Origin of the sequence: Phocaeicola sp. HCN-6420, from assembly GCF_037890145.1 — a bacterium.
In the GTDB taxonomy this organism is placed as follows: domain Bacteria; phylum Bacteroidota; class Bacteroidia; order Bacteroidales; family Bacteroidaceae; genus Phocaeicola.
In genome coordinates, this window is record NZ_JBBKBJ010000016.1 from 1 (window position 1) to 25,376 (window position 25,376).

A 25,376-nucleotide genomic window follows, 5' to 3' on the forward strand; every position below is an offset into this window, starting at 1 on the left:
TTTCCACGGCTGAATGGATTTTCCCCTCGGTTATCTCAAACCGCGTCAGGATGTCCTCGCCCGTCATCAACACGAACGTACCCTTCAGCCACACGTTGTCGGCATACAGGCCGTTTCCTTTCGGCTGTTTGTCTGCCGGGAAAGCGCTGCTCCTGATGCCGTCCAGCTTACCCAGCCGGCAACGAAGGCAGCCGTTGAAGTTCTTGGCCTTCACACCGTCCAGAATGTCGATACGGGGCTGCCCGTCCTCCGTGGCCGCAATGGATATAAGGTTCTGCCGGAGCGGGTTTTCGGTGTTGCCCATCAGCACGCACTCATCGCCTGCCTCCGGCTTCACCCCGCCAAACTCGCTTACCGGGACCAGCACACCGCCGGCTATCACCGAAGCCACCTCCACCCAGTATGCTTTTAGTTTCTTACCACCCGTAACCGCACAGCGCATCAGGTCATGGGCCACAAAGCCCGATTCCTGCTCAAACACGATGCGGTAGTTGTCGCCCTGCTTCACCACGTCCTTGATCTTGCCGTTGGCAGCGGACACCACCAGCTGGCCGCACACGCTGCGCACCTTCTCGATCAGCAGTTCCAGCGCCACCAGGCTTTGCCGGGCAGTCACTTTGTCCACCGTCAGGTTTGTCAGTCCGGTCAGCTGGTCAATCCACAGCTGCCAGCCCTCACCGGTCAGCCCGTCCACAAACTCCGTGCTGCGCAGCAGTTCGCGGATCACGGCAGTCAAGTATTCGGCATTGCCCTCACCATCCACGATGCCGCAGGGCTTGCCGCCAGCAGCCTCGCCAAAGCTCACACCCTTCAGGAAGCGGATGGACTCTTTGGCTGTGTCCGGCTGGTTCTTGCTCAGGAACTCTTTCTGGCTGCGCCGGGCGGAAAACAGGTTGTTGTCCGTGGGCAGCGTCTTGTCCCAGCTTCGTATGATGTCCGGAAGGGCAGCGCCTTCCGTCTTTGATTTCGTATAGCTTTTCAGCGCACCGATGCTGTCCGTCACCTTGTCGAACTTGCCCACCTGCAGCGCATCGCTTATCTCGATGTCCATCTGCCCGGGTTCGTTCACCTTGCGGCTGATCTTGGTGACACGGCTCTGACGGTAGCCTTTTTCCGGGAAATACTTCCGGCTCTCCAGCTTCACCCGTCTGCCCACAAACAGGTCTATGCCGTGCTCCTCGATGTATACCGGGTCTGTCGGGGCTTTGTAGGCGGCAATGTCCAGCCAGTGGTCCCGGTTGTACTCGTCCACCGCAACCGCAAACTCCTCTTCGGCCAGCCGGTAATACTCATCCGGCATCCGGATATTCCACAGGATATAGGTGTCGCCTGCTCGGGGCACCAGCTTGCCGCCCGGCAGCTGGGTGTCGTCATCGTAGGGCCAGATGGTGATCAGTTCGAATTCACGTGCCGCGCTGTCGTAGTTCACCTCAAAATAGTGGTCGTCACTCTCCCCGAGTCCGGCCAGGTCGCCTGTCTGGAACGACACACGTTTTGTCTCACCCGCCAGCTCGTACAGGTTGGGGTCAAAGTCCAGTTCCCCGTCCCGGAAATAATAGACGGTGAATTTGTTTCCTTCATCGTCTGCCACCTCCTCGCTGCGAACCGAGCTCACCGTACCGACCCGACGGGGGAAGATGCCGCTGAAAGCATCCTGCTCGTAATGGTCATAGATGCCATATTCCTCCACGCCCTGCTCGATGTACTTCCTGCCGCCGGGAAGCATCAGACGCGGGCTGCCGTATTTCTCCGCATCGATGTTGCGGGTCGAGCCTACCGGGAACAGGCGCGTATAGAATTTGGCCGTGTTGCTCGTATCTCTTTCCAGGGAGGTCAGCCCCTTGCCATAGCCAAGGGTGATTTCTTCCCCGTGTTCGCAGCGGCACACGTTCACAGTCTGCCCCTCAACCCACCATTCCACCTTGCCGCCTGCCTTTTCCGCGATGGCTTTCAGCGCTTCGTCGCAGTACATCCCCTCGTAGTCTATCGTGATCAGCTCCGTACCTTCCACCGTACCCGTCTTCCAGTCAGTAATGTGGCCCATGCCGTTATTGATAGCCTTCACCACCATCGCCACATGCTCGCGGGGCGTGGCCGTCAGGGTAAACAGGGGGTTGGTGTCCCCGTCCGTCGTCTCCAGCACCAGGAACCGCTTGATCAGGCTCTCGATACCGTACAGCTTCAGGTTATACTCCCATTCACCATCGCTCACCTGCTTCGGCGTGTAGCGTTCTGTCAGCCAGTACCGTTCGCCCAGATAGTCCGTGTAGTCGTTCACGTCCAGGGGCAGGAAGGCATAATAGCTGAACGACAGGGAAAGCACATTGTCTCCCTGCACTTCCTTGCTTTGCGTCGAGCTGTCGTTCACGGCCACATCCGCACGCTTGGTTCCGGCTTTATCATATATCGTTAGAAGCATATTCTAATAGCGTTTGAATGGTTATATAATCGGTTTCGGTTCCCGGAACTTTACCCGGAACTTTCCGGCATGCACACCTTCCGTCCACAGATAGGTCAGCGGGGTGAACTTCGTACAGTCGGCATACTTCACCCGCAGCTGCAGATCCAGCTGGGGGAAACGGATCTCCAGCCAGCCGTCCTTCCCTTGCTTCAGGAAATTCACAAAGGCAAAGTACTGCTTCATCCAGCCTGCCTGGGTCTTGTTGTAAAGCGCAAAATGCAGCGTCACGTCACGCGCTTCATTCCGTGGGGTCAGCACGGGGCTGTATTTTTCCCCGTGCTCTTCCCGTATGTCCACAGCCGTATCCTTCTTGGCCTTGCTCGGGGTCAGGATGGCCGTCAGGTTCTCCATGCCCCCGCGTCGGTCTTCCACCAGGAACACGCCGTATTCCGTCCAGATGTCCGTGCCGTTCACCAGCACCAGTCCGCTCAGTATATTGCCCATATCACTTCACTTTTAGTCCGTCACGTATCATTTTCTTTATCACTTCCTTCAGTTCGCCCAGGTGTCCGGCGCTCACACCGGTGTTCTCGGCTATCCGGGCCAGATGCCCTTCAGCCGTGTCCATCTTCTCCACCACGCTTTCCAGCCGGTCGTCCATGCTGCTCCAGTGCTGCAGCCCGCCGGTGAACATGCCCTCCAGCTTCGTGCCCTGGTCCTGCGTCATGGCCGTAAAGCCGCCCGCTTTCGCACTTTGGCTCGTACCGCCCTGCTGCGTCTTGTCATAACCGGTGGCTGCCGCCAGGTTGTCACGCAGGGCAAGGGCTTCATCCATATACTGCATGTACTCTTCCATCAGCGCGTTCCGTTCCGCCTCGGTCAGTTCGTTGTCCTCCATGGCCTTGCCGAACTTCTCCCACCAGCCTTTCAGTTTGTCGCTGTACATCTCACCGATCTTGTTGCTCAGCATCGCCCGCATGAAGTACTCGGATATATCCTCCGCCGCATCCTTGGCACCGTACTTCATGTTCATCAGGTTGTCGATGAAGCTGCTGTACATACCGTCGAACGAAATGCCCGTCAGCCCTTCATACAGCTGGTCGGTCAGTTCCTCCAGCTTGCCGGCCTGGTCTATGTAGTCATCCAGTTTCTCGGTCAGTCGCCCGCCATAGCCTCCCTTACCGGTATTCTGGATTTGCGTCCACATATCCACGTTGCTGCGCAGTGCCTTCATTTCCTCCGGGCTCAGGCTCCACAGGTTCCCGTCCCACTGGCGGCCGATCTGTCCGCTCAGTTTGTCTATCTGTGCCTGGTTGAAACCGCCCCAGTAGTAGTTCCAGCTGTGGTGACTTCCGCTGTAGCGTGCCTGTTCCTTTGCTATCTGCAGATAGTTTGCATTCGTTTCTTTTTGGTATTTGTAAGCATCCCGGTAAGCTTCCACCGATTTTGTCCCCTTGCTTGCCTTAATGGTATCGGTCAGGTCTTCGATGGAAGTCTGCAGTTTCTCGTTCCGGTCCGTAAGACGGTCTATAGCCGCCTGCACTTCCCTGGCGTTCCCGCCGATGCCGAACAGTTTGTTGAAACCTCCGAAAGACACCGTGTTCAGCAGTCCTCCGATACCATTCACAAGGGAACCGCCTATCTGTTTGAACAGGTCTCCGCTGAGGATATTGTCGAGTATTCCGGTTATCGCATTGAAAATGGTATCTATCAATGATGAGATAATCGGGCCAATACCGTCTTTCAGCAAATCCAGTATGGAGAGAATGGCCGATATGATTTGTCCGATGACTCCGGCACTTGACAGGGTTTCGGACATCCGGCTGATGGCATCGCCGACCTTGCCTCCGATATTCAGTTTTGAAAGACCGGTAAGCATGTTCTGGATTCCTTCAAATGATCCCTGCAAGGTTCCGCTCGCAAAGCCGTGCAACCCGTCGGATACCATGTTCAACCCGTCAACCGTGTCCCGGGAGGCACTTTTCACCTCCCCGGCAAGCGCCTTCATTTCAGAGGTGGCGTTCAGGTATTCTTCGTCAGCTGAAATGCTGGACGATTGGGCCATTTGAAGAGCGATTTTAGTACGTTCTATTTCTGCCTGGTTACCGCTTTCAAGAGCCTTGTTGTAATCGGTCTGCGCTGCTTTCAACCGGATGAATGCCGCTTCCTGCTGCAGTTCCGCATTTTGCACGCGTGTTACGGCATCCCCCAAAGCGTGCATCTGCGTTTGCAGCCGGGCAAAATCCAATGTCCCGTTGCCACCGGGGAGCATGCTTTGAATCCGTTCGATGGCATCGTAAACGACCTGCTGGTCTGCGGCTCCCGTTTTTTTGAACTCATCCGTCTTGACATACTGTTTAAGCTCGCCAAGCAGGTTCTTCATCTGGTCTGCAAGCAGACCGGTCAAATCCCCGAACGCTGCTCCCCAGTCTATCTTCTGGGTAAGGGCTTCCATGTCCACTTTGTGCACAGCCGCATCACGCTGCTTCTCCAAAGTCAGCCTTTCTCCCTGGGACTGTGCCTTGCGGATTTTCTCGGCATATTCTTCAGCGATGGCCAGTTTCTGCTGCTGGAAGGTCCCGTATTCCTTCAGATAGTCACGCATGGCTTCCGCCTCTTCCCTGTACACGTCCGCCTCCGCTTTTTTCCTTGACTCGGTGTTTGAGGCACGGGCTTTTTCAAGTTCATCCTGTTGCTCCCGGGTAAGTCCGTTATCTCCGGTGGAAAGACCGGCTTCCTTGTTCTCACGCTTCCAGTCGGCTTCCTGCCGGTTTATTTCTTCTTTCCGGGCGTTATAGTCATATTCGATTTGTGCCAGTTTCTTTTCGGTACCGGCTTGCATACGGTCTATCTCTTCCTTCCGGTTCTCGGCCTGCAGGGCGGCAAGATCCTGCGCCAGCCTGCGCTCTGTGGCAAGCCGTTGCTTGGCTTCCGCTTCCGGATTCTTCCCGGACTGTTCGGGGTCGGTATGTCCGCCGATATTTCCTTTTTTGGCTGCTTCTGCCGCTTTCTTTACCTCTTCCTCCGCTTTTTTCAGATAACCGTCGCGTTTGTTTTCGGCATTTTTCAACAGTATGTCATAAGCTTCCTGATCATGTTTCTTAATGGCAGCCTGTGCATCATAGAACTGCCCGGATTCTGCCATGCTTGACTGCATGATATATTGTCCCCATTTCCCGAAAAAACCCATGGCGCTTTCCGCCTCTTCCGGTTTCTGCGCCTTGATTTTATTCACCTCTTCATCGGCTTCTGCAGCTTTTTTTACAAGGTTCTGGACATTGGCCTGGTGCAGCAGGACCTGTACATAGTCCTCGCTCTTTTGGATAAGGGTATCATACCATTCGGAAAGTGTTTTATAATACCCGAAAGATTCCCCGTACTTGCGGTTCAGTTCCTCTACCTTCGCCTTTTCCTGTTCCTTGCTGCCGGTGAAGTTCTTTATTTCATCGATGACCGATTTCAGTTCGAAGCGGGTACGCACCATCTGGGCACGGCCGTCCTTCTCTATCTCGGTCATTTCCTTGACTGATACGTTGAATTCATCCACGCCTTTTTTGGCACTGAACAGGTTTTTCGTCCAATCCCAGATTTCATCACCGTACATTACCAGCAGCATGATGCCGGTGGTCATGGCCGTCTGCCAGGAAAAGAGCGAGGACAGGACCTGTTTCCATACCGGTGTGCCTTTCTTGCCTGACTTCTGCAGCTCATCATATTCCTTACGGGCACGGGCCAGTTCGTCCGTAAAAATCGGCAGGTTGTTGGATATGGCCAGAAAGAACATCTGCGGTCCCATGGCCAAAGAAGGCATTTCACGGGCCATCTGCTGGATGCTGTTGTGAAGCCCGCCCAACTGGCGCTGTGCATTGGGCATGTCTGCAGGGGTGACCTGCACGGATTCCGATTCCTCCTGCAGCAGTTTCAGTTTGCCGCGCAATTCCTCAAGCTGCTTCTCCAGTGCATGGATCTGCGCGATATTGGCACTCTGGTCCAGATTGGGGGCAGCCGTCTCCCCGGCAAGGCGCAGCCTTTCCAGTTCAGCCTCCAGCAGCCTGACGGTATTACGCAGTTCCAGCGCCTCACGTTCGGCCTTGTTCATGCCGGGCGTGAGTTTGTCCTTCATCAAAAATTCAACTTCTACAGGTTTGCTCATTCCAGTTTGCTTTGAAAAAATCCTACTATATCGTTCGCTTCATCCTCGGCGCTGTGTTCCGGTCTGGGAGCACCGTTTCCGCCGCCTTGCTTTTTCCGCACATACCGCGGCGCGTCGCTCAGCATCATGATCAGCGTCTGGTAATTCACCCCATCAAGGATGTAATCCACGCTCCAGCCGGTCGCCGATGCAATCTGCCACACGAAGCCGAAAGGGCTATGGGAACCTTCATACCGGGTTCTTAACTCCCCTTCCTTGCCTGGCTCAGTCTCGGAGTCATCGGGTTCGCCCGCGCTGTCGAGCTGATAATACGCATAAAATCCTTCGTGCCCATCAGACGCTCGAATGTTCGGAACATGGCCGTCAGATAACGCCACTCCACAAAGTTCCGCAGTACCCACGCTGTCACCCCGATGCCCACGTGCCGCGACACGTATCCCCGGCATACCGTATAGGCCAGCAGGCGGCTCACAGCCTTACCATGCTCCGCCACAAAGGCCAGTTCCTCGGTCTTGTCCTTCGGTTGCCAATCGGGTTTGACACCCGTCTTCAGGTATTCCCGCGCCAGCAGAATCTGACCCCGCAGCCTCGGACGCTTCATCGTCACACGCACCTCCACCGGGCGTTTCAGCCACGGAAGCTTCCACCTTTTAAGAGGTACGGACACGCCGCTGTCAAGCAGCGCGTCCGCACACTCCATCTCTATCAGTTGTTCCAAACGGTCAGCCATACGTTAGCCCTCCTCACTTTGGAGCGATGCTGCAGCCGCGGCTTCCGCCGGCGGCAGCTTGTACTGCCCCCACTTGTCCGGTATTGCTTCCGTATCGAACACGCCGTAAGGCTGCGAACCGTCCTCCGGCATCGCCACTTCGAGCGTAACCTCTATCTTGGAGGTTTCTGTAAGGGTCAGCTTGCCTGCAGGATTGGAAAGCAGCGTGGCGTTGGGAATCAGTACGCTCTGTCCGGACACGAGGGAGAGTTCCCATGGTCCCTGCATGACAAGCACCTCCGACGGGGCTGTCCAGCCGATCGGAGTTTTCTTTTCCGAGTCTTCTTTCTTATAATGCAGGCTGCCGCCAAGCAGTTTGTGCAGGTTCGAATAGTTCATCTGGATCACATTGAACGTCGGGGCGATGCCGCCGTTACTCTGTGGGATGACCAGCACCGGGGCACCCTGCACCTGTTCGGCCTCGATCTTCGCGGCCTCGGGTTTCTTGCCGCCCAGGTCAAACGAGTTCTTTTCAATATACCCGATTGTGAAATCCTTATACTTTACGGCTCCTATGCCGTACATGAAATTCTTGTTCATCGTTTATAAAGTTTGATGGTTAATAACACACCGGCCAATAAGCCGGCCAATACACCTGTGATAAACGTCCGCATCCGGTTCGGAGGGCGTTTTTCTACTGTTTGAACGTCATTTGAAATTTCGCTCTTGGTTTCGCTACGGATGCGCGCCAGCTCTTCTTCATACCATAGCACCAGCTGCTGCAGACTGTCACACGAGGCTTCGGCCACGATGTTCCCGCTGTCGTCGCTGCCTACGGTCAGATTCGCCTGTCCGCTCTTGCCACGGTACACGGCACCTTCAGGAAGTTTACGGAGGCTGTCCGCAGGTATAGACAGCTTCACCGAACTCGCCGGTATACCCGCCATCACCAGTCCCGCCCGTCGGCTTCCGCTCGCGCTGTCGGCGCTTGCCGATTCCGTCTGTATCTTCTCCACCGTCGTGCTCTTCCTGCTGCTTGCGCAGCCCGCCAAGCACAGGACAGTCATCATGATGGCGGCAACTGTTGGCAGTGTCAATGGCCTTGCGCAGTCGCGCCATTTCGCGCTTGTTGGCCTGCAGGTCTTTTCTTGTTGCATTCAGTTCTTCTTTTAAGGGTACCACAATATTGCTCACCAAAACGCGGGTGGCATGTTCTGCGTTATCCACACGCACACCCTCTGCGTCGGCTTCGGCTTTCATCGCTTCCGCTTTCGCTTTCCTCACCGTAGCACGCAGGGAACCGATGGCTGCTGCAGTGCCCACAAGGCCGCCGCTAAGAATAATGTTCATGATCTCGCTAAAGTCCATACCACCCGTTTTTTAGTCAGTCAACCTTTTATTCTGCTTCCTCGCGTTTCTTTCGGAATAGTCCGATAACCCATTGCACCAGTCCCGTGTCGGCTACCCCATTGGCTACAAGTGAGGCACCAAAACCATAGAGCAAGGCAATGTCCCAGCTCACATCACTCACAAATCCGGCATCAAGCCACCACAGTAGCATCGCGCACACCAAGCCCACACACCAGCTCACCAGCTGCGTCACCCAGCCTTTCATGTTGGGGAACAAACCTTTCAACCCTTCAGTAAGCACCACCACACCGCCGACGAAACCGGCAAAGGTGCCAATCATTGCGTCATAGTCCGTTGCCGGAACATCGGCCCCTTGGGCCATCACAGCCGATACTGTTCCCAGCATCAGCATCATAAACAGCATAATTCGTTTCATTGATTGCTTCTTTTATTATTGGTTAATACCTATTTCTTTCAGCCATTTCTGTACATCGAAACTGGGGCAGGCTTTGGCCGCCAGCTCGTTGTGTCCCACAATGCGCACATCCGGGAATCTGCGATGGAAGTCCTTCACATACTTCTCCAGTGCCTTTTTCTGGCAGCCGGTGCGGGTGTCCTTCGGGGTCTTGCCGTCCTTGGCCACACCGCCGGCATACACAATGTGGCGGCTCACGCTGTTGTACCCCTTGGCTCCGTTGGTCACTTCCCAGGGATCCACCTGCGCATCCTCGTTGTTGTTCACCAAGCGTTCCACACCGCCCTGCAGGTGGAACAGGTCGGTGTAGCCCACCTGTTTCCAACCTCTGCCACCCTGGCTTACGGGCGAAGTGTGCCACTTCCGGATGTCCGCCGATGATACCTCACGCCCCTCCGGGGTTGCCGTACAGTGAATTACCAGATACTTCAATTTTGCCATACCATCTTATTCTTTCTGGTTTTGGGTAATGGTAATCTTGGCCGTCTTGCTGCGGTCGGCATTGAGCGTAAGGGTCAGTGTACCGGTTTTCTGACTGCCACTGTTTGCACCGGCCGAAATCTTCACGCCTTTATCCGTCGCTTCCACCTTGAAGCCGGCAGGGGCACTGCCTATCTCATATTCTCCGCTGGCGGTCACGGTCACTTCTTCACTGCCACCGGTTGCCTCAAGGGTCACACTGGCAGGGTCAACTGAAATCTTCTTCTCGCTCGCCTTGAACACGGGGTTGCTTCGCTTGTCCAGCACCACCACTTCTTCACCGAAGGCAATGTTCGTGTCAGCCTTCATCAGCATCTTGAAGAAGTACAGTTCGCTCGCGTTCGAGATCTTGTCAATCTGAATCACGTCTTCATCGTCCTGCAGGTTCACAGCCGCAAACAGGTTGCCGCCGGCATCGGGCGAACAGAGGGTGCACACAATCAGATCATCGGGCCAGGCCGCAAGCGTCTCAATGGTAATGCCCTTGTAGCGACGGGCATTCACATCGGTTTCGCTCGTGTTCTTGGACTCGCGCTGGGTCAGCTCGTCATCATACTTGTCAAAGTCGTTCACGCTCATCAGAATGCGGAGGTCCGGGTTGTTGCGGATGGCCACGGGAATCTTCGCACGCATGGCTTTCAGTCTGCCCAGCATGGTCGATTCTGCGCTGTCCACCACAATCACCTCAGTATCCTTGGCCATCTGGGTCAGGATGCCGTTAAACAAGTGGTCGTCATCATCCCCATATTCACCGTTCACATAGTGGTCACCCAGTTCAAACTGTACCCGCTTGGCCAACTCGGCAAGCAGGGCGTTCTGCGCTTCGGGCGGAAGTTCCGAGAATACCAGGTTGCCCTTCGGCTGCCATTTGCGCCAGATGTTCTCGAACGTGCGGGGGTTAAACACCGTAAAGGCCATGAAGTCCACCGGGTCAAGACTCTTTTCGTCGTAGTTGAAGTTGCCCTTCGAATCCTCCACGCCGGGGTTCTCCTTGCGCTTCTGGAGCATCTTGCCGGTCTTCAGGCGCGGCAGGCTGATTTTCTTCTCCACACCGGGAATCACCATGATCAGCCCCTTTTCCACAATCTCATTGCTCGTAGCGGCAAGCGTCAGCAACTGTTCCAGTACCTCGCCGCTGTAATTCGTGTTTCTTACAATTATTGCCATAGTTCAATCACTTTTTACGTTTGTCCTTAATTTCTCGCATACGCCTGTTCCAGGGGCTTTCTTCACCATTCGGTTCCAGATGCAGGTCTTCCATCACACGGCGCTTTACCGGCAGTTGGCCCAGGGCCTTTTCGCCGTTCTCGCGGTCATTGGCCAAAAGGTTTTCGTAGATGGGGCGGGTAGTCGCATCAATGCGACCGTCCTGCTCGGCTGCGTCAAGCAGCTGCTTGCGGGCGGCAAGGTCTTCGGCTTCAGCCTTGTCTTCGTAGGTCTTCACCTTGGCCTTCAGGTCGGTGTTCTCTTTCGTAAGGATAGGTACCTTGCCTGCCTCTTCCTCCAGTTGGTCCATCAGGCGGAACACATCCGCATCACTCGCGCAGTCCTTGAAGCGCGGGCGTTTCTTTACGTCTTCCAGATTCATGTCTTCTCTGTTTTTTTGTGGCTCAACGAGCCGGTTATTGAATAAAGTATATATCTGCGCCGGTGTACTGTCTGCCGGCACGGGGTCTGCATCATAGATGTCGTCTATGAAACCAAGGTCCAGGGCTTCCTTGGCGGTCAGCCAATGGTCCTCGCCGTCAAAATAGGTCTGTTTCACTTCTTCCTTGCTCATGCCCAGCCGCTCGGCATAGATTTCACTCAAGCTGCCTTCCAGGCTTTCTATCTCTTCCATGCAACGCTGCAGGTCCTGCTTGTTGCCGTAACACCCGCCGCTCACACTGTGCAGCATCAGACGGGCATATTTGCTCATTTCTACGGGCTTGCCGCAAAGGGCTATCACACTGGCCATGCTGGCGGCTATGCCATCCACATAAATGCGGATGTCGGCCTGGCTATGGCGCAGGGCGTTGAATATCGCAATGCCGCTGTACACTTCCCCGCCGTTGCTGTTGATACGCACATGGATGCGTCGGCTCACGCGTTCGGCTTCCATCAGTTCCTGGGCTATGCGCCCGCTTTGCACCTCCGTATAGTCTCCGATGTCCCCGTACAGGAATATCGTACTGGTGCCGTCGTCACTCGTTGTAATATTGAAAAATCTGCTCATCGTCATGTCTTTACCAGCGGTTTCCCCGCCTTTCGATGGTGCGAAAATAGAACATTCCCATGGCACCAAGAAACCGCGTCCGCATCATAACGTTTTCTGGCGTTATCATAACGCTGTAACCCGTCATCATGCGTACGCGCTTTTACAAACCCCGCTTTTTCATGCAATTTTGTAACGTGATTTACAACTAAAAAGGACGATTTATGGCAGATTTGACGAATGCCCAGAAAAAGGAATGGGCAAAAACTTTGTACCTCAAGGAAAACCTCACACAGCAGGAAATCGCCGACCGGGTGGGCGTGTCACGGGTGTCCGTGTCCAACTGGGTACGGGCCGGGAAGTGGGAGGAACAGAAGGTGGGGCTTACGCTCACAAGGCAGGAACAGGTGGCTAACCTCTACCGGCAGGTGGCCGAAATAAACAAGGCCATCGCCGAACGGCCCGAAGGGGAACGGTTCCCCTCATCCAAGGAGGCTGACATCCTCGGGAAACTGTCGGCGGCCATACGCAACATGGAGCAGGAAGTGGGCATTGCCGACATCATCAGTGTCCTCACCGGGCTCATCGACTGGGTACGGGCGGCCGACCTCGAAAAGGCAAAGGAAATTACACGCCTGGCCGATGCGTACATTAAAGACAAATTATAAAGGGATAGACAATGAAACAGACTGACAGACTCGCTCTCCTCGATTGGGAGAAGTACAAAGAAGACATCGCAAGGGCTACACCGGTCGATAGGAACATGACGGCAGCCGAACGGGAAAAACACCGGGAATATCTTGAGAAACATCCCATAGAATGGATCAAGTTCTTTTTTCCGAATTATGTCAAATATGAATTTGCCGACTTCCAGAAAAAGGCTATCCGGCGGATCATTGCACACGATGAATGGTTTGAGGTGCTTTCTTGGAGCCGTGAGCTGGCCAAATCCACCGTCACCATGTTCATCGTCATGAATCTCACGCTTACCGGACGCAAAAAGAATGTGATTCTGACCTCCAACAGCAAGGACAATGCGGTGCGCCTGCTCGATCCCTACCGGGCCAATCTCGAAGCCAACGGACGCATCATGGCATACTACGGCAAACAGGAACTGCCGGGCTCATGGACCGAGGATGAATTCACCACCAAAGGGAAGGTCTCTTTCCGCGCACTGGGTGCCGGACAATCTCCGCGTGGTTCGCGAAACGAGGCCATACGTCCCGACGTACTGCTGGTCGATGACTTTGATACGGACGAGGATACCAAGAACCCGGACATCATCCAGAAGCGCTGGGACTGGTGGGAAAATGCGCTGTATCCCACAAGGTCCATTTCCGAACCTACACTGGTCATCTTCTGCGGAAACATCATCGCCAAGGACTGCTGCGTGGTGAGGGCGGGCGAAATGGCCGACTCCTGGGACATCGTGAACATCCGCGACAAAAACGGTTTTTCCACATGGCCGGAAAAGAACTCGGAAGAGGACATCGACCGCACACTGTCCAAAATATCCAAAAAGGCGGCACAGGGAGAATATTTCAACAACCCGATTTCCGTGGGAGAGGTATTCGAAAACATTGCATACGGCAAGGTTCCGGCACTCTCCAAATTCAAGTTCCTCGTGGTGTATGGCGACCCGGCACCGGGCGAAAGCAAGGGTAAGAAAGGCAAATCCTTCAAGACGGTTTCGCTCTGTGGCAAATTGGGTGGCAGGCTTTACGTCATCAAGACTTTCCTGGCACAGGCGCTCAATGCGGAGTTCATTGACTGGTATGTCCGGATGCTTGAATTTGTCGGGGGCAAGACCAATGTCTATTGCTACATGGAGAACAACAAGCTGCAGGACCCTTTCTTCCAACAGGTGTTCAAACCGCTGGTGGCAAAAGTACGCCGCGAACAGAAGATTGCGCTGTTCATCCGGGGCGACGAGGAGAAGAAGACGGACAAGGCTACGCGCATCGAGGCCAACCTTGAACCGCTCAACCGCGAGGGGAACCTCATCCTCAACGAGGCTGAACGGGACAATCCGCACATGAAGGAACTGGAGGATCAATTCAAGTTGTTCACCCTGACCATGCGCTATCCGGCCGACGGACCGGATGCGGTCGAAGGGGCGAACCGTATCATTGACGAACTGATCAGGCGCATTGAACCGCCCGTATTCCGATCACGGAAGGATGTAAGAAAACGGAATAAGAAAAGATTATGACAACTCTAAAACAATAGGACTATGAGCAAATTTGTTGAACTTACCGATTACGATGCGAGCATCCACCGAGACATCCTCGACGCACTGGTTCGCGAAGACGAAACGGTCATTGAGGTTTGCGAGGACAGGGCCATTGCCGAAATGCGGTGTTATCTGGGCAAACGCTACGACTGCAACAAGATTTTTGCAGCCACCGGCGAGAACCGTAACCAGCTCGTGCTGATGATGGTCATCGACATGGCGGTCTATCACATCTTCTGCATCCACAACCCGCAGAAACTTTCCCAGGTACGCAAGGATCGTTACGAACGGGCGGTGGAATGGATGAAGGCGGTGGCCGACGAGGACATTTCAATCGAAGGGGCTCCGCTGCTGCCCGAGGAACAAAGGGCGGGCAGGTCGGATTTCCGCATTCAAAGCAACCGCAAACGAACGAACCACTGGTAAAAAGCAAGCATCATGAAAAAGAAAAACAGAAAAAACAACAAAGCCGGCATCATCACCGTAGGGGGAAACTTCACGTTGCCGGGACAAAAGAGACCGAATGTGATTGTGCTCACACAGCCCAAACGCTTCGGGCTGGACATTTCCGACTACATGGCAGCCGTAAGGGTGGCCGAGAATGTCGATTTCTCGCGACGTTACAAACTTTATGACCTCTACGAGGACATTCTGATGGATACCCACCTTTCCTGTGTGCTCGAAAAGCGAAAGAATGCCGTGCTGTGCTCCAACATGGAATTCCGGGTGGACGGGAAGCCCGACGATAAAATCAACGAACAGATACAGTCGCCCTGGTTCAACCGGCTGGTGGGTGACATCCTTGATGCGAAATTCTGGGGCTTCTCGCTCTGCCAGTTCTACAAGCTGCAGGAGTGGGTGGATTATGACCTGGTACCACGCAAGCATGTGGATCCGGTCAGGGAACTCATCCTGCGCCACCAGACGGACATTACCGGCCATTCCTGGAATGAATATACCGACCTGCTGTTTGTGGGTTCACCGTCCGATTTGGGGCTGTTGGCCAAGGCTGCACCTTGGGTCATCTACAAACGTAACACTACGGGCGACTGGGCACAGTTCTCCGAGGTATTCGGCATGCCTATCCAGGAATATATCTATGATTCCGACGACGACGAGTCACGCCAGCGGGCCATGGAGGATGCGGCCAATGCCGGAAGTCTGGCGCAGTTCTTCCATGCCAAGGACACGGAACTCAAACTCACGGAAGCCGGAAACAAAACAGGGTCTGCCGATGTCTATGAACGCCTCTGCGAGCGGTGCAACAACGAAATTTCCAAACTGATACTGGGCAATACGCTGACCACCGAATCGTCCGAAAAAGGCACGCAGGCTTTGGGTACGGTTCATAAGAAAGTAGAGGACAAGGTACTGGAGGCCGACCGGAAGTACGTGCTCAACGTGCTGAATTACGACATGACGGACATTCTGCTGCGCATGGGCATCAACACCGAAGGGGGTACGTTCTGTTTCCCCGAACCGAAGGAAACGGATGCCGGTACCAAAATATCCATCCTCACGCAGCTGAAGAAGAACTTCAACATCCCCATCGACGACGACTATCTCTATGAGGAATTCGGTATCGACAAACCGGCCAATTACGAGCAGCTGAAGGCGGAACAAAAGACGGCTGAACAAGCCGACCAGATTCCAAGCCCGAAGAAGGAGCCGGAGCCAGCGAATAAGGGACGGGATGATGAACCGACACCGAAACAGAAAAGAAACTTCCGGAACTGGCTCAAAGGTTTTTTCGTGAAAGCCCCGGCAGACGGGGCAGCTTTAGACTGGTAGTCGACAGACTGTATGCGGCTGATAATGGCAGCATCTCCATGGAGTTTGACTTCTCCGAAGAGGTGCTGCGGCGTGCCTTGCTGAACATATACAGCAGGGACTTTCATCCGGCAACCGAAATCGAAATCAACCTGTTCAATGAAATATGGGCAAAGATGGACAAGGCGGCAAAGGAAGGGTTCAGCAAATCCAAGGCCATTACTCCGGACGAGGATTTCAGAAATGCCATACTCCGGAACAATGCCGTATTCTCGGCATTCAAGGTACATCGTATGCAGAATGACATGGCACGACTTTTATTGGATTCAAACGGCATTTTAAAACCGTTCGACAAATGGGTACAGGAAGTCTTGCCCATTGCTTCCCATCAGGTTCGTCACTGGCTGCGGACGGAGTATGATACGGCGGTCATCCGGGCGCATCAGGCGGCTGACTGGCAACAGTTCCTGCGCGAACGCGATATTCTGCCCAACCTCAAATGGCTACCGTCCACCTCCATTCATCCGGGGGCTGACCACCGCCCGTTCTGGAATACCATCCGGCCGATTGATGACACGTTCTGGAACATCCACCGACCGGGCGACCGGTGGAACTGCAAGTGCGACCTCACTGCCACCGACGAGGAGCCGACACCACTTCCGGACGAAGACGACAAGAACAAGCCCCAGCCCGGACTGGATAACAATCCGGGAACGGACGGCAAACTGTTTTCCGACAATCATCCATATCAGGCAGAAGCCCACAAGGGTGCCCAAAAAGCGGTGGATAAACTTATGGCCCGTATTGACGAGATGATTGCGGAAATGCCGGACTACCTTACCGGGGAGGAAAAAATGGCCATTGCCCGGAACAACCTCGAAATGGAAAAGGCTCTTAAAATCAAAAAAGGAAAACCTATGGATGTGGATAAGGCGGACAAACAGAATGCAAATCCCAAACATGTGGAAGAGTATATTTGGGATTCCAAAGGAATATACCGCGATAAAAGGGGAAACAGATACCGGAAGAACAGCGATTACGATAAAAAACGGGATACTCCATACAGTATCAACTGCCAGACTTGCGCACCGGCATACGCTTTACGATTACGTGGATGGGATATTACCGCCAAAGGCAATGTCGCAGGGTCTAAACTTGAATATCTGAGTAATGGACGTGCTTTTGAAGTCTGGAAAAACACCGACGGTACTCCGGCGCAACATATAAGTATAAACAGCTGGCTTGCGCACAAAGGATACCTGAAAATGACCCCTAAAAGGTACATGGAGTATTTCAATGAGGTATGTAAGGAAGAAGGCGTGTATGAATTGTGCATCGGCTGGAAAAGTGGAGGAGGTCATGCTACAATCCTGCAACGGTTTGCGGATGGTGAACTAAGGTATATCGAACCCCAAAGCGATAATTCTGCCGGTTCAGGAATGGAATGGAAAGACGTAAAATATTTATGTGAAATAGGAGCTGCGACTTCCCACAACTGCAGGGGAGTCCTGAGAATTGACAATAAGCTATTCGATGTCTCCTTCCTCGATATTTTCGATACATGAATCGATAACGTCAAGGGATAACGGACCGGTTATTTCGGTTGCGTCTTTACCGTCATACAGATAGACGAAAGGATAACCGGTACAGGAGTCCCCCGGAAACTTGAACACATAGGCTTCCTGGCCTTCATAAATACCAAGGTATTCGAAGGTGTCACCGTATTGCTCAATAAGTACACGGGCCTCGTTCTTTACTTGTTCCGGTATATTCATAACGCATAAAAGGCATATTGGAAGCCTCGGTTGCAAAGTTATAAATTATTCTTGAATTACTGATGATTATGGACATAAAAGATTTTACGGAAATGATAAAGCGGAAACGTGACAGGATGGACAGTATGATGCGCCGCAAAATGCCAGTCATGGTAGGACGAATGGCCAAAGACCATTTTCAGGATAACTTCCGGCAGGGTGGATTTGTCAATGGCGGTCTTCACCCTTGGCCCAAAGCCAAACGGCTGTCCTCGGGAGGTTCCGATGCCGCCAGCAATTATGGAACGCTGCTCTCCGGCAGGAAACATCTGTTCAAATCGGTCGGATATACACCTGCAGACTACCGGGTAAGGGTATTCAACGAGGTGGTCTATGCACCCATCAACAACTGGGGCGGGGAAATCGATGTCACCGTCACAGACCGCATGAGGCGCTTTGCATGGGCCAAGTTCTACAAGGCTTCGGGAAAAAGAAAAAAAACCGGCACAGGGCAAAAGAAACGCGTCAAACGACGTTCCAAGCCGAAGGAACTGAATCCGCAGGCACAGTTCTGGAGGAACATGGCGCTTACCCAAAAAAAGAAACTGCACATCCGCATCCCGCAGCGCCAGTTCATGGGCGAAAGCGAAGAATTGAACCGGCGTATCCGGGAAAAGGTGGACCAGGAAATTACCAACATTTTAAACCAATAACGATATGGACGAAATTTTTATCGCAATCATGGAACAGATTGCACAGGAAATGCCGGAACTCTCTCTCATCGACGAGGACTACGGACAATTGGAAATGGGAGCAGAAGAAGACCAGTACCCGGTCACTTTCCCTTGTGTATTAATCGGAAATACAAACTCCGACTGGCACGACCTCGGATACGGGGCACAGAAAAGCGAATCCGCACTGACCGTCCGGCTGGCCATCGATTGTTACGACGATACAAGCTACGCATCCGGCACGTATGACAAGGTGAGGGAAAGGCAGCAGCTGGCCAAGAAATTATACAAGTCGCTGCAGTGTCTGCAATGCACGGACAACGCTTCGCCGCTGGTACGCGAGAAAAGCCGTTCGTATGCCATGCCGCATTACATCAAGGTCTATGAAATGACGTTCTCATTCACACTGCACGATGAATCGGCCATGCCGTCATCTTATGGGGAATAGTTCCAGCTGGGCGGCAGTCAGACGGGGGGCTTTCACCTTGGGAACAGGCTTCAGATTGTAGTCTGTTCCCTCACGTGATTTCCGGCGGATGATGGTCATGATACGTTCCTCGGATATAAAGAATTCGCGCTCCGACAACACTTTTAAAGCATCGTCGAACCGCAACCGCTGTATTTCTGTCCAATAGTAGTAACGACGGCATAGTGCCTCGTCACGCAGCTTGATCAGTTCTTTATCCCGTCCTTTGCCCATACATTTTATTTCTCTTACAAAAATAACTGATTTCCATCTATTTTAAGAACAAAAGCGCCGCAATTATAACAACTGCGGCGCTTTCTGTTTATAGGGTTAACGGGTTTCGGCTACAAACGGCAGAAACTGGGTTCAATGCGGGTCCATACGCCGTTTTCAGGGTTGCGGCGGCTGAAGTAGTAGTTGGTGGCATTGCGCTGCACTACATTAGCTTCCTTGAACAGGCGCATGATGTCTGCATACTCTTCATCGAACTTATCTTCCAGTTCATACAGCTTTGAAATGCTCTTGTAGTCCAGGTCGCCCATCTTGTTGCGCTCCAGCAGGGTCATGGCCATCTGATACATCGGATCATCAGAACCTTTCTCGCTGTTCTGCATGTAGCGCTTCAAATAGTCAATCAGACGGTCGGCTGCCATGTCGGCTCGTTCATCGAAGCCTTTCACCTTGTTGCTTTTCACTTCCAGACGGAAGTCTCCGTCCGTAATGGTATAGCTGCGCTGTTCGTCGCTTTTCACCTGGCCGTATTCCTTCATCACCTTGGTAAAGGCATCGGCTTCTTTTTCCAGCCATCCGCGGAACCCGGTCACGGCATTCACCATCTCAAGAACGTTGGTCTTTACTTCGTGCATAAACTCACCGCGTAATGCCTCGTAAGTTTCACGACGGGCGATGCGGTCTTCTTTCTCTTCTTGCTGCAGCTGGGCCATGAGGGCTGCTCGCTGTTCTTTACTCAGGGACTTGATGTCCACACTTTGATTGTTCTTTTCCATTTTAAATCATTTTAGTTGTTAATCAGCTATTACTTTGTCATCCTTCAGCAGCAAAGCGAATGTCCTGTCTCTTTCTGCTTTGGTTTCAAACTTCTTGTATGTCTTCCAGCCACCGTTTATGCCGGTACACATCTTTATCCTCGGGCCTGGATAATCATCCTTTCGTATTATACAGAACCCCGCTTTTATCAGCTTGTCTTGGTCATCTATCCTCATAATCATCCTGCTTTTCCGGTTCATCGTCTATCAGCATGGCCTCCCCATTGGCATACGCCCAGTCGGCCAGTTCGTTGAAAAACTCCGCTGCATCCTGGTTCTCCATATCGGATGTCGTAAGGGTCACGTCTTTTCTTATGCGCTCAAGCGCTTCATGTGCTTTTTTATCCATATTGCTCTATTTATCGGTTAAACCTCCTTTTCGTTGGATAGCCCGCAGTTTGATGGCCAGTTGTTCCAGCTCGGCTGTACTAACCTGAACAAAGGGCTTGCCGGCTATCCGGGGGTTGTTGCAGAATTCGTTCACCCGGTTCCAGTCGGTGGTGTCTATACCCAACTGTTGCATCAGCTTCAGGCAGACGCTGCGTTTCCGTCGCAGTTCCTCGCGAAGTTTCTGCCGCCATTCGTCTTGTCCGCTCAGTTTCTCCAGAGCAGTACAACAAACTTCATACTCCTTGGCCGTCATTTCCTTCAGACTGTCTGTCCGGTTCCACGTGTACTGCAGCACGATTTGTTTTTTGAATTCCTCCCGATCGCCCTGATAAGGCAGTTTGTTGAACAATGCATAGAACCGGGCGAAATTGGTTACTTCCTGTGCCATATCATCCTTTCACTTTTTTCTCCACTGAAAGAATTGCCAAACTTATCATCATAAGTTTTACAGACTGGCTGTCCTCTTCAAACAAATCAATATCCGCAACCACAGGCTCACCGCTCATGGTGTTCCATATTTGCTCTACCTCTTTCGTCTTCTTTTGATTCATCAAAAAGAGATACGCGTCATACTCGGAACGGTCAAATTCAAATACGACCTGAACTTTCTGTTTTTCTTCCATACATTCACTATTAAAAGGTTATTCAAACAATACTTTAATGCCACACGAACTGGCTACGTCAAGCTCCAGTTTGGCTCCCTTGCTCAGTTCCCAGTCCTTCAGCATGTAGATATAGTCACAAGCCAGCAACAGGGCAATGTCGGCCCGCATGTGGGCTCTCCAATGAGCTTCATCCGGCAATCCGTTCCTGAAAGGGTTTACAGGATCATAGCCTTGTGCCATCAGTTTCTCCTCGGCACGGCTGAAGGCTTCCTTGCGCTCATTCATATCATAGTGCGCGATGGCTCCGCTGATGTACACTTTCCCGGCACCGGTCGCTTCACCACGTTGAAAAGCCTTGTGTCGTTCCCACCGTTCCGGAACCACCACACTGTAGTTGCACGATTGGCAGCAGCAGCCTTCTTCTTTCACCGGGAACGGATTGTATCCGTAGCCCTCATACTCTTTGCCGCAGATGCAGCACACTTTCTTTTCTTCTTTCCTTTCCATCACTTCAAATCTTTAATGTTTATTTGGCAGGACGGATGCCATACCTGAATATTCCGAGCAAACATCACATCCCTGGTTTCTATCACTACGTGTCCCTTTGTCTTGGCCCTGCGCAGACGGAGGTCGCTTTGTATGTTACGTTCTACCCAATCGTCCACCACGGCCTCCGCTTCCTGTTCTTTCAGGAGTATCTGGTACAGCTTATTCTCCCATTCCATCATTCAAATAATCCTCCATATTATCGTCCTTCAATGTTTTGGCAGCACCTTCTTCCCATATCACGTAGGGCTCACCGGGCCGCTCCATAAAGCGGCTTTTGCACCAGGCTTTGAAACAGCTTACCATGATTTTCACATCGGCATCATATTCCACCTTGCGGGCGCTTCTACCTGCCGGACGAAGCCCCTCGGCATGGCTGATGAAGATAAACAGTTTCTTGGGATGACGTTCCTTGAACTCCTTGTAGGTTTTGTAGTTCAAGCCGCTGTATTGGAAGCTGTCGATAATCACGATTCCGGGACTGCCTCTGCGCCGTAACCGTTCCTCCAATTGCTCCATCGGTTCCCGGTCAAGGATAATCAGCTTCTTTTTCACTTCACCCATCTTGTGCCGTTTCAGGCTCATCTGGAACGACAAACCGGTACTTTCTTCCAAACTGTCATAAATTACGCGTCCGAAGCTACACAGGTACTTGGCCAACTGCATCACAAAGCTGCTCTTACCGTTTCCGCTGGCTCCCCAAATAATCCACACGCCGCTCTTGGCCGGGTTGCCTATCGAGGTTTGCCAGTCCCCGGAAAACTCGAACCGGGGAATCTTCATGTTCAGCACCTCACCGGGACTGTAGGCTCTCTTCAGTTTCACGGTTACCTCCTTTCAATTCTTCAATAAGAGCATCAGCATAGTCCACAGCAAGTCTGGCAACTTGTTTTATAGACATTATACCTGATGAATTGCTTCTTACTACCGGAAGCATGCTTTTGGCAATTTCATATCTGCGCTGTTCCCAGTCTATCTCATTCGCTTTTCTCATCTCGCGATGGATACCGATAACAGCATCCATCGCTTGCATTTCTATCTTGCTTATCATGCCTGCATCCTCCTTAATTTTTCGATTTCGGTATATACGCGCCGCAAGCCGCCTCCGGTGCTATGAACAATCTTGGCAATGTCGGCACCGTCCGGGGCATTGATTTTTGCGACGATGGCAGCCTGTGCCTTCAGAAACTTTTCGCGTTCCTGCGCATCGTCCGGGGTCACCTTGCTGTAGGAGTCACCGTAGCGGCTCAACATTTCGGTATAGCCCACCTTCTTGCCTTCGATGGCGCGGTTGATCTTCTCCTTTAATCCGTCGGCACCCATCATATACCAGGCACAGCAGCGTTCCGTAGCGTTCCAAAGCGCCTTTAACTCCAGGAAGGCTTCATACTGCAGGTCCCCGGCTTCATCCAGGATAACCAGGGGCGTATCAATCGTGCGCAGGTAGGCCACCAGATCCTCATACACGTCGCTATAGCGTCCGTTGCTGGTCACACCGAATTCCTTGGCAATGTAGCGTATCAGCTTCAGTTTGGTCTTCACCTGGCTGCAGTCCACATATACGGCGTGCTTGTGCTGCTTCACGTAAGCTTTCGCTGTAAAGGTCTTGCCGATATTGGGCATATCGCACAGGATGGCACTCAGCCCGCTTCCCTGGCACACTTCCAGCTGCTTGCTCACAAACACGTAGGTCGGGGTCTGTGCTGCCAGCCAAGGTATTTCTGTACGCAGTTGCACGCCTAATCTTCGGGCTATACCTACCCAGTTGGCATCACTGACCTGCTTTTCATAATTGCCCCGCTTGATGGCATTGTAAACGCTGGGGGCTATGCCCAGTGCCGTGGCATGGCGGTTGTCACTGGGATAATTTTCACGGTCGGCGGCTATCGCTGCCACAATACGTTGCTTTACTTCATTTGTTATTTCCATTTGAATGCTGTTTTAAATTCGTTCTAACGTCGTTAATTATATCTTGGCTACTGCATCATGCTCGAAGGCACTGATGTCCATATAGGCTGAGTAATCTTCTTCCTCGGCTTGTGCAGGAAGGGGAACGGCTTCCGCCTGTACCTCTGTTATCAGCTTTGCTTCCTCTTTGGCAAGGATGCCCACACGCTTGATCTTGCCGTCCTTCATCATCTTGTCGAATTGAGCTACATACTTGGACTGTTCGGTATAGGCTGCCTTGTCGTACTCGGTCTGCTCGGCTGTATTCTCATTGTAACGGGCTACGGGCTTGCAGGTGGCGATATATCGTCCGTTCTGGTAGATATATACCTCGTTGATGGTTCCGTCGGCATCGGGCAGATAATAGGCATCTACCTTGTAGTTCCTCGGCTCCAGCTTTTCGATGATTTCCGGGCTGGGCAGTCCGTATTGGTTGTACATCACCGTGCAGTAGGTGTTCTGCCGGATGGTTGTTTCGGTGTGCTGTCCGATGAACCGGTAAAGAACGGCCTTGTCCCAAGGTGCAAGGTTCGGGTTCTGATGGGCGCAAAGCACATCCCAACGGCTCATGCCCGGATAGCGCTTTTGGTTGGGGTGAGGCTGTGCGTTGAAGGTCTCAATGGCGCGTATATCATCGGCTACCAATTCTTCATAACTATAGGTCTTCACCTTGTAGGTGTTGTTCTTTTCGTCATACACCTTTTCTTCCTTCGGGCGGTTGGCCTCCAGCTTGGCATACCATCGGCCGATACCTACCTGCGTGCGTTTCTCCACACCGTATTTCTTTTCGCGGTTCTTGTGCTCGGCACGTTTTTCACGCGAGTTCCCGGGGTTACACCAGCGGATCAGGGGGAAGACGGTACCGGCTTGCATCAATCCGTCGGCAAAGTCGCTTACCAGGTGGTGTTCCACTTCTAACTCGGCGGGGATATACATGCCGTTCCGGTCCAGGGTCTGGAACATGTTTCGCATGCAGTCTAAAAATAACTCGGTAGTCTTGTACCGGTTGTAGGCATATCCCACCACAGCACCGCTCACCACATCGTAGGCATAATAGGCTTTCACTCGGTTGCCATCCTTCATTGGGCGCGGCAGGTCGCGGTCGTCAAGAGAAACCTTACTCAAGGAATATTCACCGATGCTGCGCAGATGATAAGGACGGTAGGCATTGTTGAAATCCCATTGGCTCATGTGCAGCTTACCGCGAAGGGCCTTGTTCTTGGGGTTGTTCAGGTAGTTGGCTACTGTGGCCGGGCTCAATACCAGCGGATTTCCATCCTTGTCGGTAAAGTCTGCCGGATTCAACACCTCGCCGGTTTCGGGGTCATATAGCTCCAGTTCTCCTTGCACAAATAGATTGTACTGTTCCCACACGGTGGTATTGAAGGGCTGCTCCGGTTGGGCATCGATGCTCAGCAGCAGGCGTTCAATGTCATAGGTCACTTTCCGGCGGTTCTGGTTCATGAACTTGCGGCTGATAAGGCTTTCATAGCCGTTGGCCTTGAAGTCATTCACACGCTTCTTGAAGCGGTTGGAACTGACAGGCAAGGTATGTCCGAACTCTGCTTGGTAGTAACTGATGGCTCCTGCCAGTTCGCCCCAGTTCACCGGCCCGGCCTTCATGGCCTTTCGCATAAACGTGGCATCCTCCATGGCACGCATCACTGCCTCAATTACCGAAGCGTTTACCGTATATTCTTGGATGTGTTCCGGTGGCAGTGTATCTCCGTTGTCAAAACGGAACCGGGTGTAAAATTCCCGGGCTTTCGCATCGATGTGGTAATGGCTGCCGAGCCAGTTTCTTATTACGTCTTCTTTCATATCTCCGTATTTTAGTTTTATCCTTTCCTGAAACCGTAGGGGCATGGTGGCTATTTCTACCAAAACGTAACCTCCCAGACCTCTTCCGGATCGAACTACATTGATTTTCTCCTTTGCCGCTAACTTCTTGTAATTGGGTATCGACATGATGGGAGCAAGTTCTTCTTCGGAAAGAGTGGAAGGATGAACTCCTTTCAGCGTGCGGCTTCTGCTGTAGTCTGCCTTTCCGTTCACCATCACCGGTCGGTCATCGTAAGTCAGGTCATTGTAGGATATGCACAATATCTTTCCATAATACTCCATTT

Annotated in this window: 31 protein-coding genes and 1 pseudogene; 7 read left to right on the forward strand and 25 right to left on the reverse strand. The window is 52.7% G+C overall.

What is annotated here, in order from left to right:
- The 12 genes and pseudogenes from WKT12_RS10245 to WKT12_RS10300 form a co-directional block, all read right to left on the reverse strand.
- Window positions 1–2,419 (reverse strand): annotated as a pseudogene (locus WKT12_RS10245) (hypothetical protein); the annotation flags it as partial.
- Between the two features lie 21 nt (window positions 2,420–2,440).
- Window positions 2,441–2,905, reverse strand: a complete 465-nt coding sequence (locus WKT12_RS10250; protein WP_005798248.1) for a hypothetical protein — start codon at window positions 2,903–2,905, stop codon at window positions 2,441–2,443.
- Window position 2,906: 1 nt separating this feature from the next.
- Window positions 2,907–6,554, reverse strand: coding sequence for a viral A-type inclusion protein (locus WKT12_RS10255; RefSeq protein ID WP_134771335.1), 3,648 nt, complete (start codon window positions 6,552–6,554; stop codon window positions 2,907–2,909).
- A complete protein-coding gene (locus tag WKT12_RS10260) occupies window positions 6,551–6,757 on the reverse strand; it encodes a hypothetical protein (RefSeq protein WP_007562496.1) in 207 nt (68 codons plus the stop codon). The genes WKT12_RS10255 and WKT12_RS10260 overlap by 4 nt, the downstream gene beginning before the upstream one ends.
- A gap of 38 nt (window positions 6,758–6,795) precedes the next feature.
- Complete coding sequence (locus WKT12_RS10265) at window positions 6,796–7,284, reverse strand: hypothetical protein (protein ID WP_005798252.1); 489 nt, start codon at window positions 7,282–7,284, stop codon at window positions 6,796–6,798.
- Between the two features lie 3 nt (window positions 7,285–7,287).
- Complete coding sequence (locus tag WKT12_RS10270; protein ID WP_340319640.1) at window positions 7,288–7,863, reverse strand: hypothetical protein; 576 nt, start codon at window positions 7,861–7,863, stop codon at window positions 7,288–7,290.
- Window positions 7,860–8,186 (reverse strand): hypothetical protein, encoded by a 327-nt coding sequence (locus WKT12_RS10275; RefSeq protein ID WP_224205180.1) that lies wholly within the window; start codon window positions 8,184–8,186, stop codon window positions 7,860–7,862. Before WKT12_RS10275 ends, WKT12_RS10270 begins: the two co-directional genes overlap by 4 nt.
- On the reverse strand, window positions 8,152–8,631 hold the full coding sequence (locus tag WKT12_RS10280) for a hypothetical protein (RefSeq protein WP_151878908.1): 480 nt from the start codon (window positions 8,629–8,631) through the stop codon (window positions 8,152–8,154). Before WKT12_RS10280 ends, WKT12_RS10275 begins: the two co-directional genes overlap by 35 nt.
- Window positions 8,632–8,659: 28 nt before the next feature.
- A complete protein-coding gene (locus tag WKT12_RS10285; RefSeq protein WP_007562505.1) occupies window positions 8,660–9,049 on the reverse strand; it encodes a hypothetical protein in 390 nt (129 codons plus the stop codon).
- 15 nt (window positions 9,050–9,064) lie between these two features.
- Complete coding sequence (locus WKT12_RS10290; RefSeq protein ID WP_007562507.1) at window positions 9,065–9,529, reverse strand: N-acetylmuramoyl-L-alanine amidase; 465 nt, start codon at window positions 9,527–9,529, stop codon at window positions 9,065–9,067.
- Between the two features lie 6 nt (window positions 9,530–9,535).
- Window positions 9,536–10,735: a BACON domain-containing protein gene (locus WKT12_RS10295; RefSeq protein WP_117737026.1), complete on the reverse strand. Its 1,200-nt coding sequence runs from the start codon at window positions 10,733–10,735 to the stop codon at window positions 9,536–9,538.
- A gap of 7 nt (window positions 10,736–10,742) precedes the next feature.
- Window positions 10,743–11,783 (reverse strand): head maturation protease, ClpP-related, encoded by a 1,041-nt coding sequence (locus tag WKT12_RS10300; RefSeq protein WP_181980438.1) that lies wholly within the window; start codon window positions 11,781–11,783, stop codon window positions 10,743–10,745.
- 203 nt (window positions 11,784–11,986) lie between these two features.
- On the opposite strand from WKT12_RS10300, the gene WKT12_RS10305 reads away from it, so the two are divergent.
- From WKT12_RS10305 to WKT12_RS10325, 5 genes are read left to right on the forward strand one after another with little or no spacing between them, the layout of a single operon-like run.
- The gene (locus WKT12_RS10305) at window positions 11,987–12,430 is read left to right on the forward strand and encodes a helix-turn-helix domain-containing protein (RefSeq protein ID WP_007562513.1); all 444 of its coding nucleotides are present in this window, start codon (window positions 11,987–11,989) and stop codon (window positions 12,428–12,430) included.
- Window positions 12,431–12,441: 11 nt separating this feature from the next.
- Complete coding sequence (locus tag WKT12_RS10310) at window positions 12,442–13,974, forward strand: hypothetical protein (RefSeq protein WP_007562515.1); 1,533 nt, start codon at window positions 12,442–12,444, stop codon at window positions 13,972–13,974.
- Window positions 13,975–13,995: 21 nt separating this feature from the next.
- Window positions 13,996–14,421, forward strand: coding sequence for a phage protein Gp36 family protein (locus tag WKT12_RS10315; RefSeq protein ID WP_007562516.1), 426 nt, complete (start codon window positions 13,996–13,998; stop codon window positions 14,419–14,421).
- Window positions 14,422–14,433: 12 nt separating this feature from the next.
- On the forward strand, window positions 14,434–15,786 hold the full coding sequence (locus WKT12_RS10320; protein WP_007562517.1) for a phage portal protein family protein: 1,353 nt from the start codon (window positions 14,434–14,436) through the stop codon (window positions 15,784–15,786).
- A gap of 38 nt (window positions 15,787–15,824) precedes the next feature.
- The gene (locus tag WKT12_RS10325) at window positions 15,825–17,330 is read left to right on the forward strand and encodes a toxin glutamine deamidase domain-containing protein (protein WP_340319642.1); all 1,506 of its coding nucleotides are present in this window, start codon (window positions 15,825–15,827) and stop codon (window positions 17,328–17,330) included.
- Here WKT12_RS10325 and WKT12_RS10330 read toward each other — a convergent pair.
- The gene (locus WKT12_RS10330; RefSeq protein ID WP_007562519.1) at window positions 17,292–17,540 is read right to left on the reverse strand and encodes a hypothetical protein; all 249 of its coding nucleotides are present in this window, start codon (window positions 17,538–17,540) and stop codon (window positions 17,292–17,294) included. The two genes, WKT12_RS10325 and WKT12_RS10330, sit on opposite strands and share 39 nt — an antisense overlap.
- Before the next feature lie 68 nt (window positions 17,541–17,608).
- Between WKT12_RS10330 and WKT12_RS10335 the strand changes: the two genes are divergently transcribed.
- Together WKT12_RS10335 and WKT12_RS10340 are read left to right on the forward strand one after the other, a co-directional pair.
- Window positions 17,609–18,232, forward strand: coding sequence for a hypothetical protein (locus WKT12_RS10335; protein ID WP_182283808.1), 624 nt, complete (start codon window positions 17,609–17,611; stop codon window positions 18,230–18,232).
- Between the two features lie 4 nt (window positions 18,233–18,236).
- Entirely contained in the window at window positions 18,237–18,698 is a 462-nt protein-coding gene (locus tag WKT12_RS10340; protein ID WP_007562523.1) for a hypothetical protein, read from the forward strand.
- Here the strand turns inward: WKT12_RS10340 and WKT12_RS10345 are convergent.
- The 12 genes from WKT12_RS10345 to WKT12_RS10400 all read right to left on the reverse strand — a co-directional run bounded on the left by WKT12_RS10345 (window position 18,681) and on the right by WKT12_RS10400 (window position 25,374).
- Window positions 18,681–18,950 (reverse strand): hypothetical protein, encoded by a 270-nt coding sequence (locus WKT12_RS10345; RefSeq protein WP_007562525.1) that lies wholly within the window; start codon window positions 18,948–18,950, stop codon window positions 18,681–18,683. The genes WKT12_RS10340 and WKT12_RS10345 overlap by 18 nt on opposite strands.
- A 110-nt stretch (window positions 18,951–19,060) precedes the next feature.
- Window positions 19,061–19,723: a DUF3164 family protein gene (locus WKT12_RS10350; RefSeq protein WP_007751532.1), complete on the reverse strand. Its 663-nt coding sequence runs from the start codon at window positions 19,721–19,723 to the stop codon at window positions 19,061–19,063.
- A gap of 18 nt (window positions 19,724–19,741) precedes the next feature.
- A complete protein-coding gene (locus WKT12_RS10355; RefSeq protein WP_007562529.1) occupies window positions 19,742–19,939 on the reverse strand; it encodes a hypothetical protein in 198 nt (65 codons plus the stop codon).
- On the reverse strand, window positions 19,926–20,111 hold the full coding sequence (locus WKT12_RS10360) for a hypothetical protein (RefSeq protein WP_007562531.1): 186 nt from the start codon (window positions 20,109–20,111) through the stop codon (window positions 19,926–19,928). Before WKT12_RS10360 ends, WKT12_RS10355 begins: the two co-directional genes overlap by 14 nt.
- 6 nt (window positions 20,112–20,117) lie before the next feature.
- Window positions 20,118–20,540: a hypothetical protein gene (locus tag WKT12_RS10365; RefSeq protein WP_007562532.1), complete on the reverse strand. Its 423-nt coding sequence runs from the start codon at window positions 20,538–20,540 to the stop codon at window positions 20,118–20,120.
- Window position 20,541: 1 nt separating this feature from the next.
- Window positions 20,542–20,775, reverse strand: a complete 234-nt coding sequence (locus tag WKT12_RS10370) for a hypothetical protein (RefSeq protein ID WP_007562534.1) — start codon at window positions 20,773–20,775, stop codon at window positions 20,542–20,544.
- An 18-nt stretch (window positions 20,776–20,793) separates the two neighbouring features.
- Window positions 20,794–21,264 (reverse strand): DUF4406 domain-containing protein, encoded by a 471-nt coding sequence (locus WKT12_RS16530; protein WP_445323137.1) that lies wholly within the window; start codon window positions 21,262–21,264, stop codon window positions 20,794–20,796.
- The gene (locus WKT12_RS10380; RefSeq protein ID WP_007751522.1) at window positions 21,264–21,485 is read right to left on the reverse strand and encodes a hypothetical protein; all 222 of its coding nucleotides are present in this window, start codon (window positions 21,483–21,485) and stop codon (window positions 21,264–21,266) included. Before WKT12_RS10380 ends, WKT12_RS16530 begins: the two co-directional genes overlap by 1 nt.
- Window positions 21,466–22,128, reverse strand: coding sequence for a hypothetical protein (locus WKT12_RS10385; protein ID WP_340319643.1), 663 nt, complete (start codon window positions 22,126–22,128; stop codon window positions 21,466–21,468). Before WKT12_RS10385 ends, WKT12_RS10380 begins: the two co-directional genes overlap by 20 nt.
- The gene (locus tag WKT12_RS10390) at window positions 22,097–22,354 is read right to left on the reverse strand and encodes a hypothetical protein (RefSeq protein WP_007751518.1); all 258 of its coding nucleotides are present in this window, start codon (window positions 22,352–22,354) and stop codon (window positions 22,097–22,099) included. Before WKT12_RS10390 ends, WKT12_RS10385 begins: the two co-directional genes overlap by 32 nt.
- Entirely contained in the window at window positions 22,351–23,232 is an 882-nt protein-coding gene (locus WKT12_RS10395; RefSeq protein WP_007751516.1) for an ATP-binding protein, read from the reverse strand. The genes WKT12_RS10390 and WKT12_RS10395 overlap by 4 nt, the downstream gene beginning before the upstream one ends.
- Window positions 23,233–23,268: 36 nt before the next feature.
- A complete protein-coding gene (locus WKT12_RS10400) occupies window positions 23,269–25,374 on the reverse strand; it encodes a hypothetical protein (RefSeq protein WP_032558185.1) in 2,106 nt (701 codons plus the stop codon).
- Between the last annotated feature and the right edge of the window lie 2 nt (window positions 25,375–25,376).

What these genes read in the sequence shown, in the direction of transcription:
- WKT12_RS10250 (WP_005798248.1), bottom strand. Translation starts at nt 2,905, where the DNA reads ATGGGCAATATACTGAGCGGACTGGTGCTGGTGAACGGCACGGACATC.
- WKT12_RS10255 (WP_134771335.1), bottom strand. Translation starts at nt 6,554, where the DNA reads ATGAGCAAACCTGTAGAAGTTGAATTTTTGATGAAGGACAAACTCACG.
- WKT12_RS10265 (WP_005798252.1), bottom strand. Translation starts at nt 7,284, where the DNA reads ATGGCTGACCGTTTGGAACAACTGATAGAGATGGAGTGTGCGGACGCG.
- WKT12_RS10270 (WP_340319640.1), bottom strand. Translation starts at nt 7,863, where the DNA reads ATGAACAAGAATTTCATGTACGGCATAGGAGCCGTAAAGTATAAGGAT.
- WKT12_RS10280 (WP_151878908.1), bottom strand. Translation starts at nt 8,631, where the DNA reads ATGGACTTTAGCGAGATCATGAACATTATTCTTAGCGGCGGCCTTGTG.
- WKT12_RS10285 (WP_007562505.1), bottom strand. Translation starts at nt 9,049, where the DNA reads ATGAAACGAATTATGCTGTTTATGATGCTGATGCTGGGAACAGTATCG.
- WKT12_RS10290 (WP_007562507.1), bottom strand. Translation starts at nt 9,529, where the DNA reads ATGGCAAAATTGAAGTATCTGGTAATTCACTGTACGGCAACCCCGGAG.
- WKT12_RS10295 (WP_117737026.1), bottom strand. Translation starts at nt 10,735, where the DNA reads ATGGCAATAATTGTAAGAAACACGAATTACAGCGGCGAGGTACTGGAA.
- WKT12_RS10300 (WP_181980438.1), bottom strand. Translation starts at nt 11,783, where the DNA reads ATGAGCAGATTTTTCAATATTACAACGAGTGACGACGGCACCAGTACG.
- WKT12_RS10305 (WP_007562513.1), top strand. Translation starts at nt 11,987, where the DNA reads ATGGCAGATTTGACGAATGCCCAGAAAAAGGAATGGGCAAAAACTTTG.
- WKT12_RS10310 (WP_007562515.1), top strand. Translation starts at nt 12,442, where the DNA reads ATGAAACAGACTGACAGACTCGCTCTCCTCGATTGGGAGAAGTACAAA.
- WKT12_RS10315 (WP_007562516.1), top strand. Translation starts at nt 13,996, where the DNA reads ATGAGCAAATTTGTTGAACTTACCGATTACGATGCGAGCATCCACCGA.
- WKT12_RS10320 (WP_007562517.1), top strand. Translation starts at nt 14,434, where the DNA reads ATGAAAAAGAAAAACAGAAAAAACAACAAAGCCGGCATCATCACCGTA.
- WKT12_RS10325 (WP_340319642.1), top strand. Translation starts at nt 15,825, where the DNA reads ATGGAGTTTGACTTCTCCGAAGAGGTGCTGCGGCGTGCCTTGCTGAAC.
- WKT12_RS10330 (WP_007562519.1), bottom strand. Translation starts at nt 17,540, where the DNA reads ATGAATATACCGGAACAAGTAAAGAACGAGGCCCGTGTACTTATTGAG.
- WKT12_RS10335 (WP_182283808.1), top strand. Translation starts at nt 17,609, where the DNA reads ATGGACATAAAAGATTTTACGGAAATGATAAAGCGGAAACGTGACAGG.
- WKT12_RS10340 (WP_007562523.1), top strand. Translation starts at nt 18,237, where the DNA reads ATGGACGAAATTTTTATCGCAATCATGGAACAGATTGCACAGGAAATG.
- WKT12_RS10345 (WP_007562525.1), bottom strand. Translation starts at nt 18,950, where the DNA reads ATGGGCAAAGGACGGGATAAAGAACTGATCAAGCTGCGTGACGAGGCA.
- WKT12_RS10350 (WP_007751532.1), bottom strand. Translation starts at nt 19,723, where the DNA reads ATGGAAAAGAACAATCAAAGTGTGGACATCAAGTCCCTGAGTAAAGAA.
- WKT12_RS10355 (WP_007562529.1), bottom strand. Translation starts at nt 19,939, where the DNA reads ATGAGGATAGATGACCAAGACAAGCTGATAAAAGCGGGGTTCTGTATA.
- WKT12_RS10360 (WP_007562531.1), bottom strand. Translation starts at nt 20,111, where the DNA reads ATGGATAAAAAAGCACATGAAGCGCTTGAGCGCATAAGAAAAGACGTG.
- WKT12_RS10365 (WP_007562532.1), bottom strand. Translation starts at nt 20,540, where the DNA reads ATGGCACAGGAAGTAACCAATTTCGCCCGGTTCTATGCATTGTTCAAC.
- WKT12_RS10370 (WP_007562534.1), bottom strand. Translation starts at nt 20,775, where the DNA reads ATGGAAGAAAAACAGAAAGTTCAGGTCGTATTTGAATTTGACCGTTCC.
- WKT12_RS16530 (WP_445323137.1), bottom strand. Translation starts at nt 21,264, where the DNA reads ATGGAAAGGAAAGAAGAAAAGAAAGTGTGCTGCATCTGCGGCAAAGAG.
- WKT12_RS10380 (WP_007751522.1), bottom strand. Translation starts at nt 21,485, where the DNA reads ATGATGGAATGGGAGAATAAGCTGTACCAGATACTCCTGAAAGAACAG.
- WKT12_RS10390 (WP_007751518.1), bottom strand. Translation starts at nt 22,354, where the DNA reads ATGATAAGCAAGATAGAAATGCAAGCGATGGATGCTGTTATCGGTATC.
- WKT12_RS10395 (WP_007751516.1), bottom strand. Translation starts at nt 23,232, where the DNA reads ATGGAAATAACAAATGAAGTAAAGCAACGTATTGTGGCAGCGATAGCC.
- WKT12_RS10400 (WP_032558185.1), bottom strand. Translation starts at nt 25,374, where the DNA reads ATGGAGTATTATGGAAAGATATTGTGCATATCCTACAATGACCTGACT.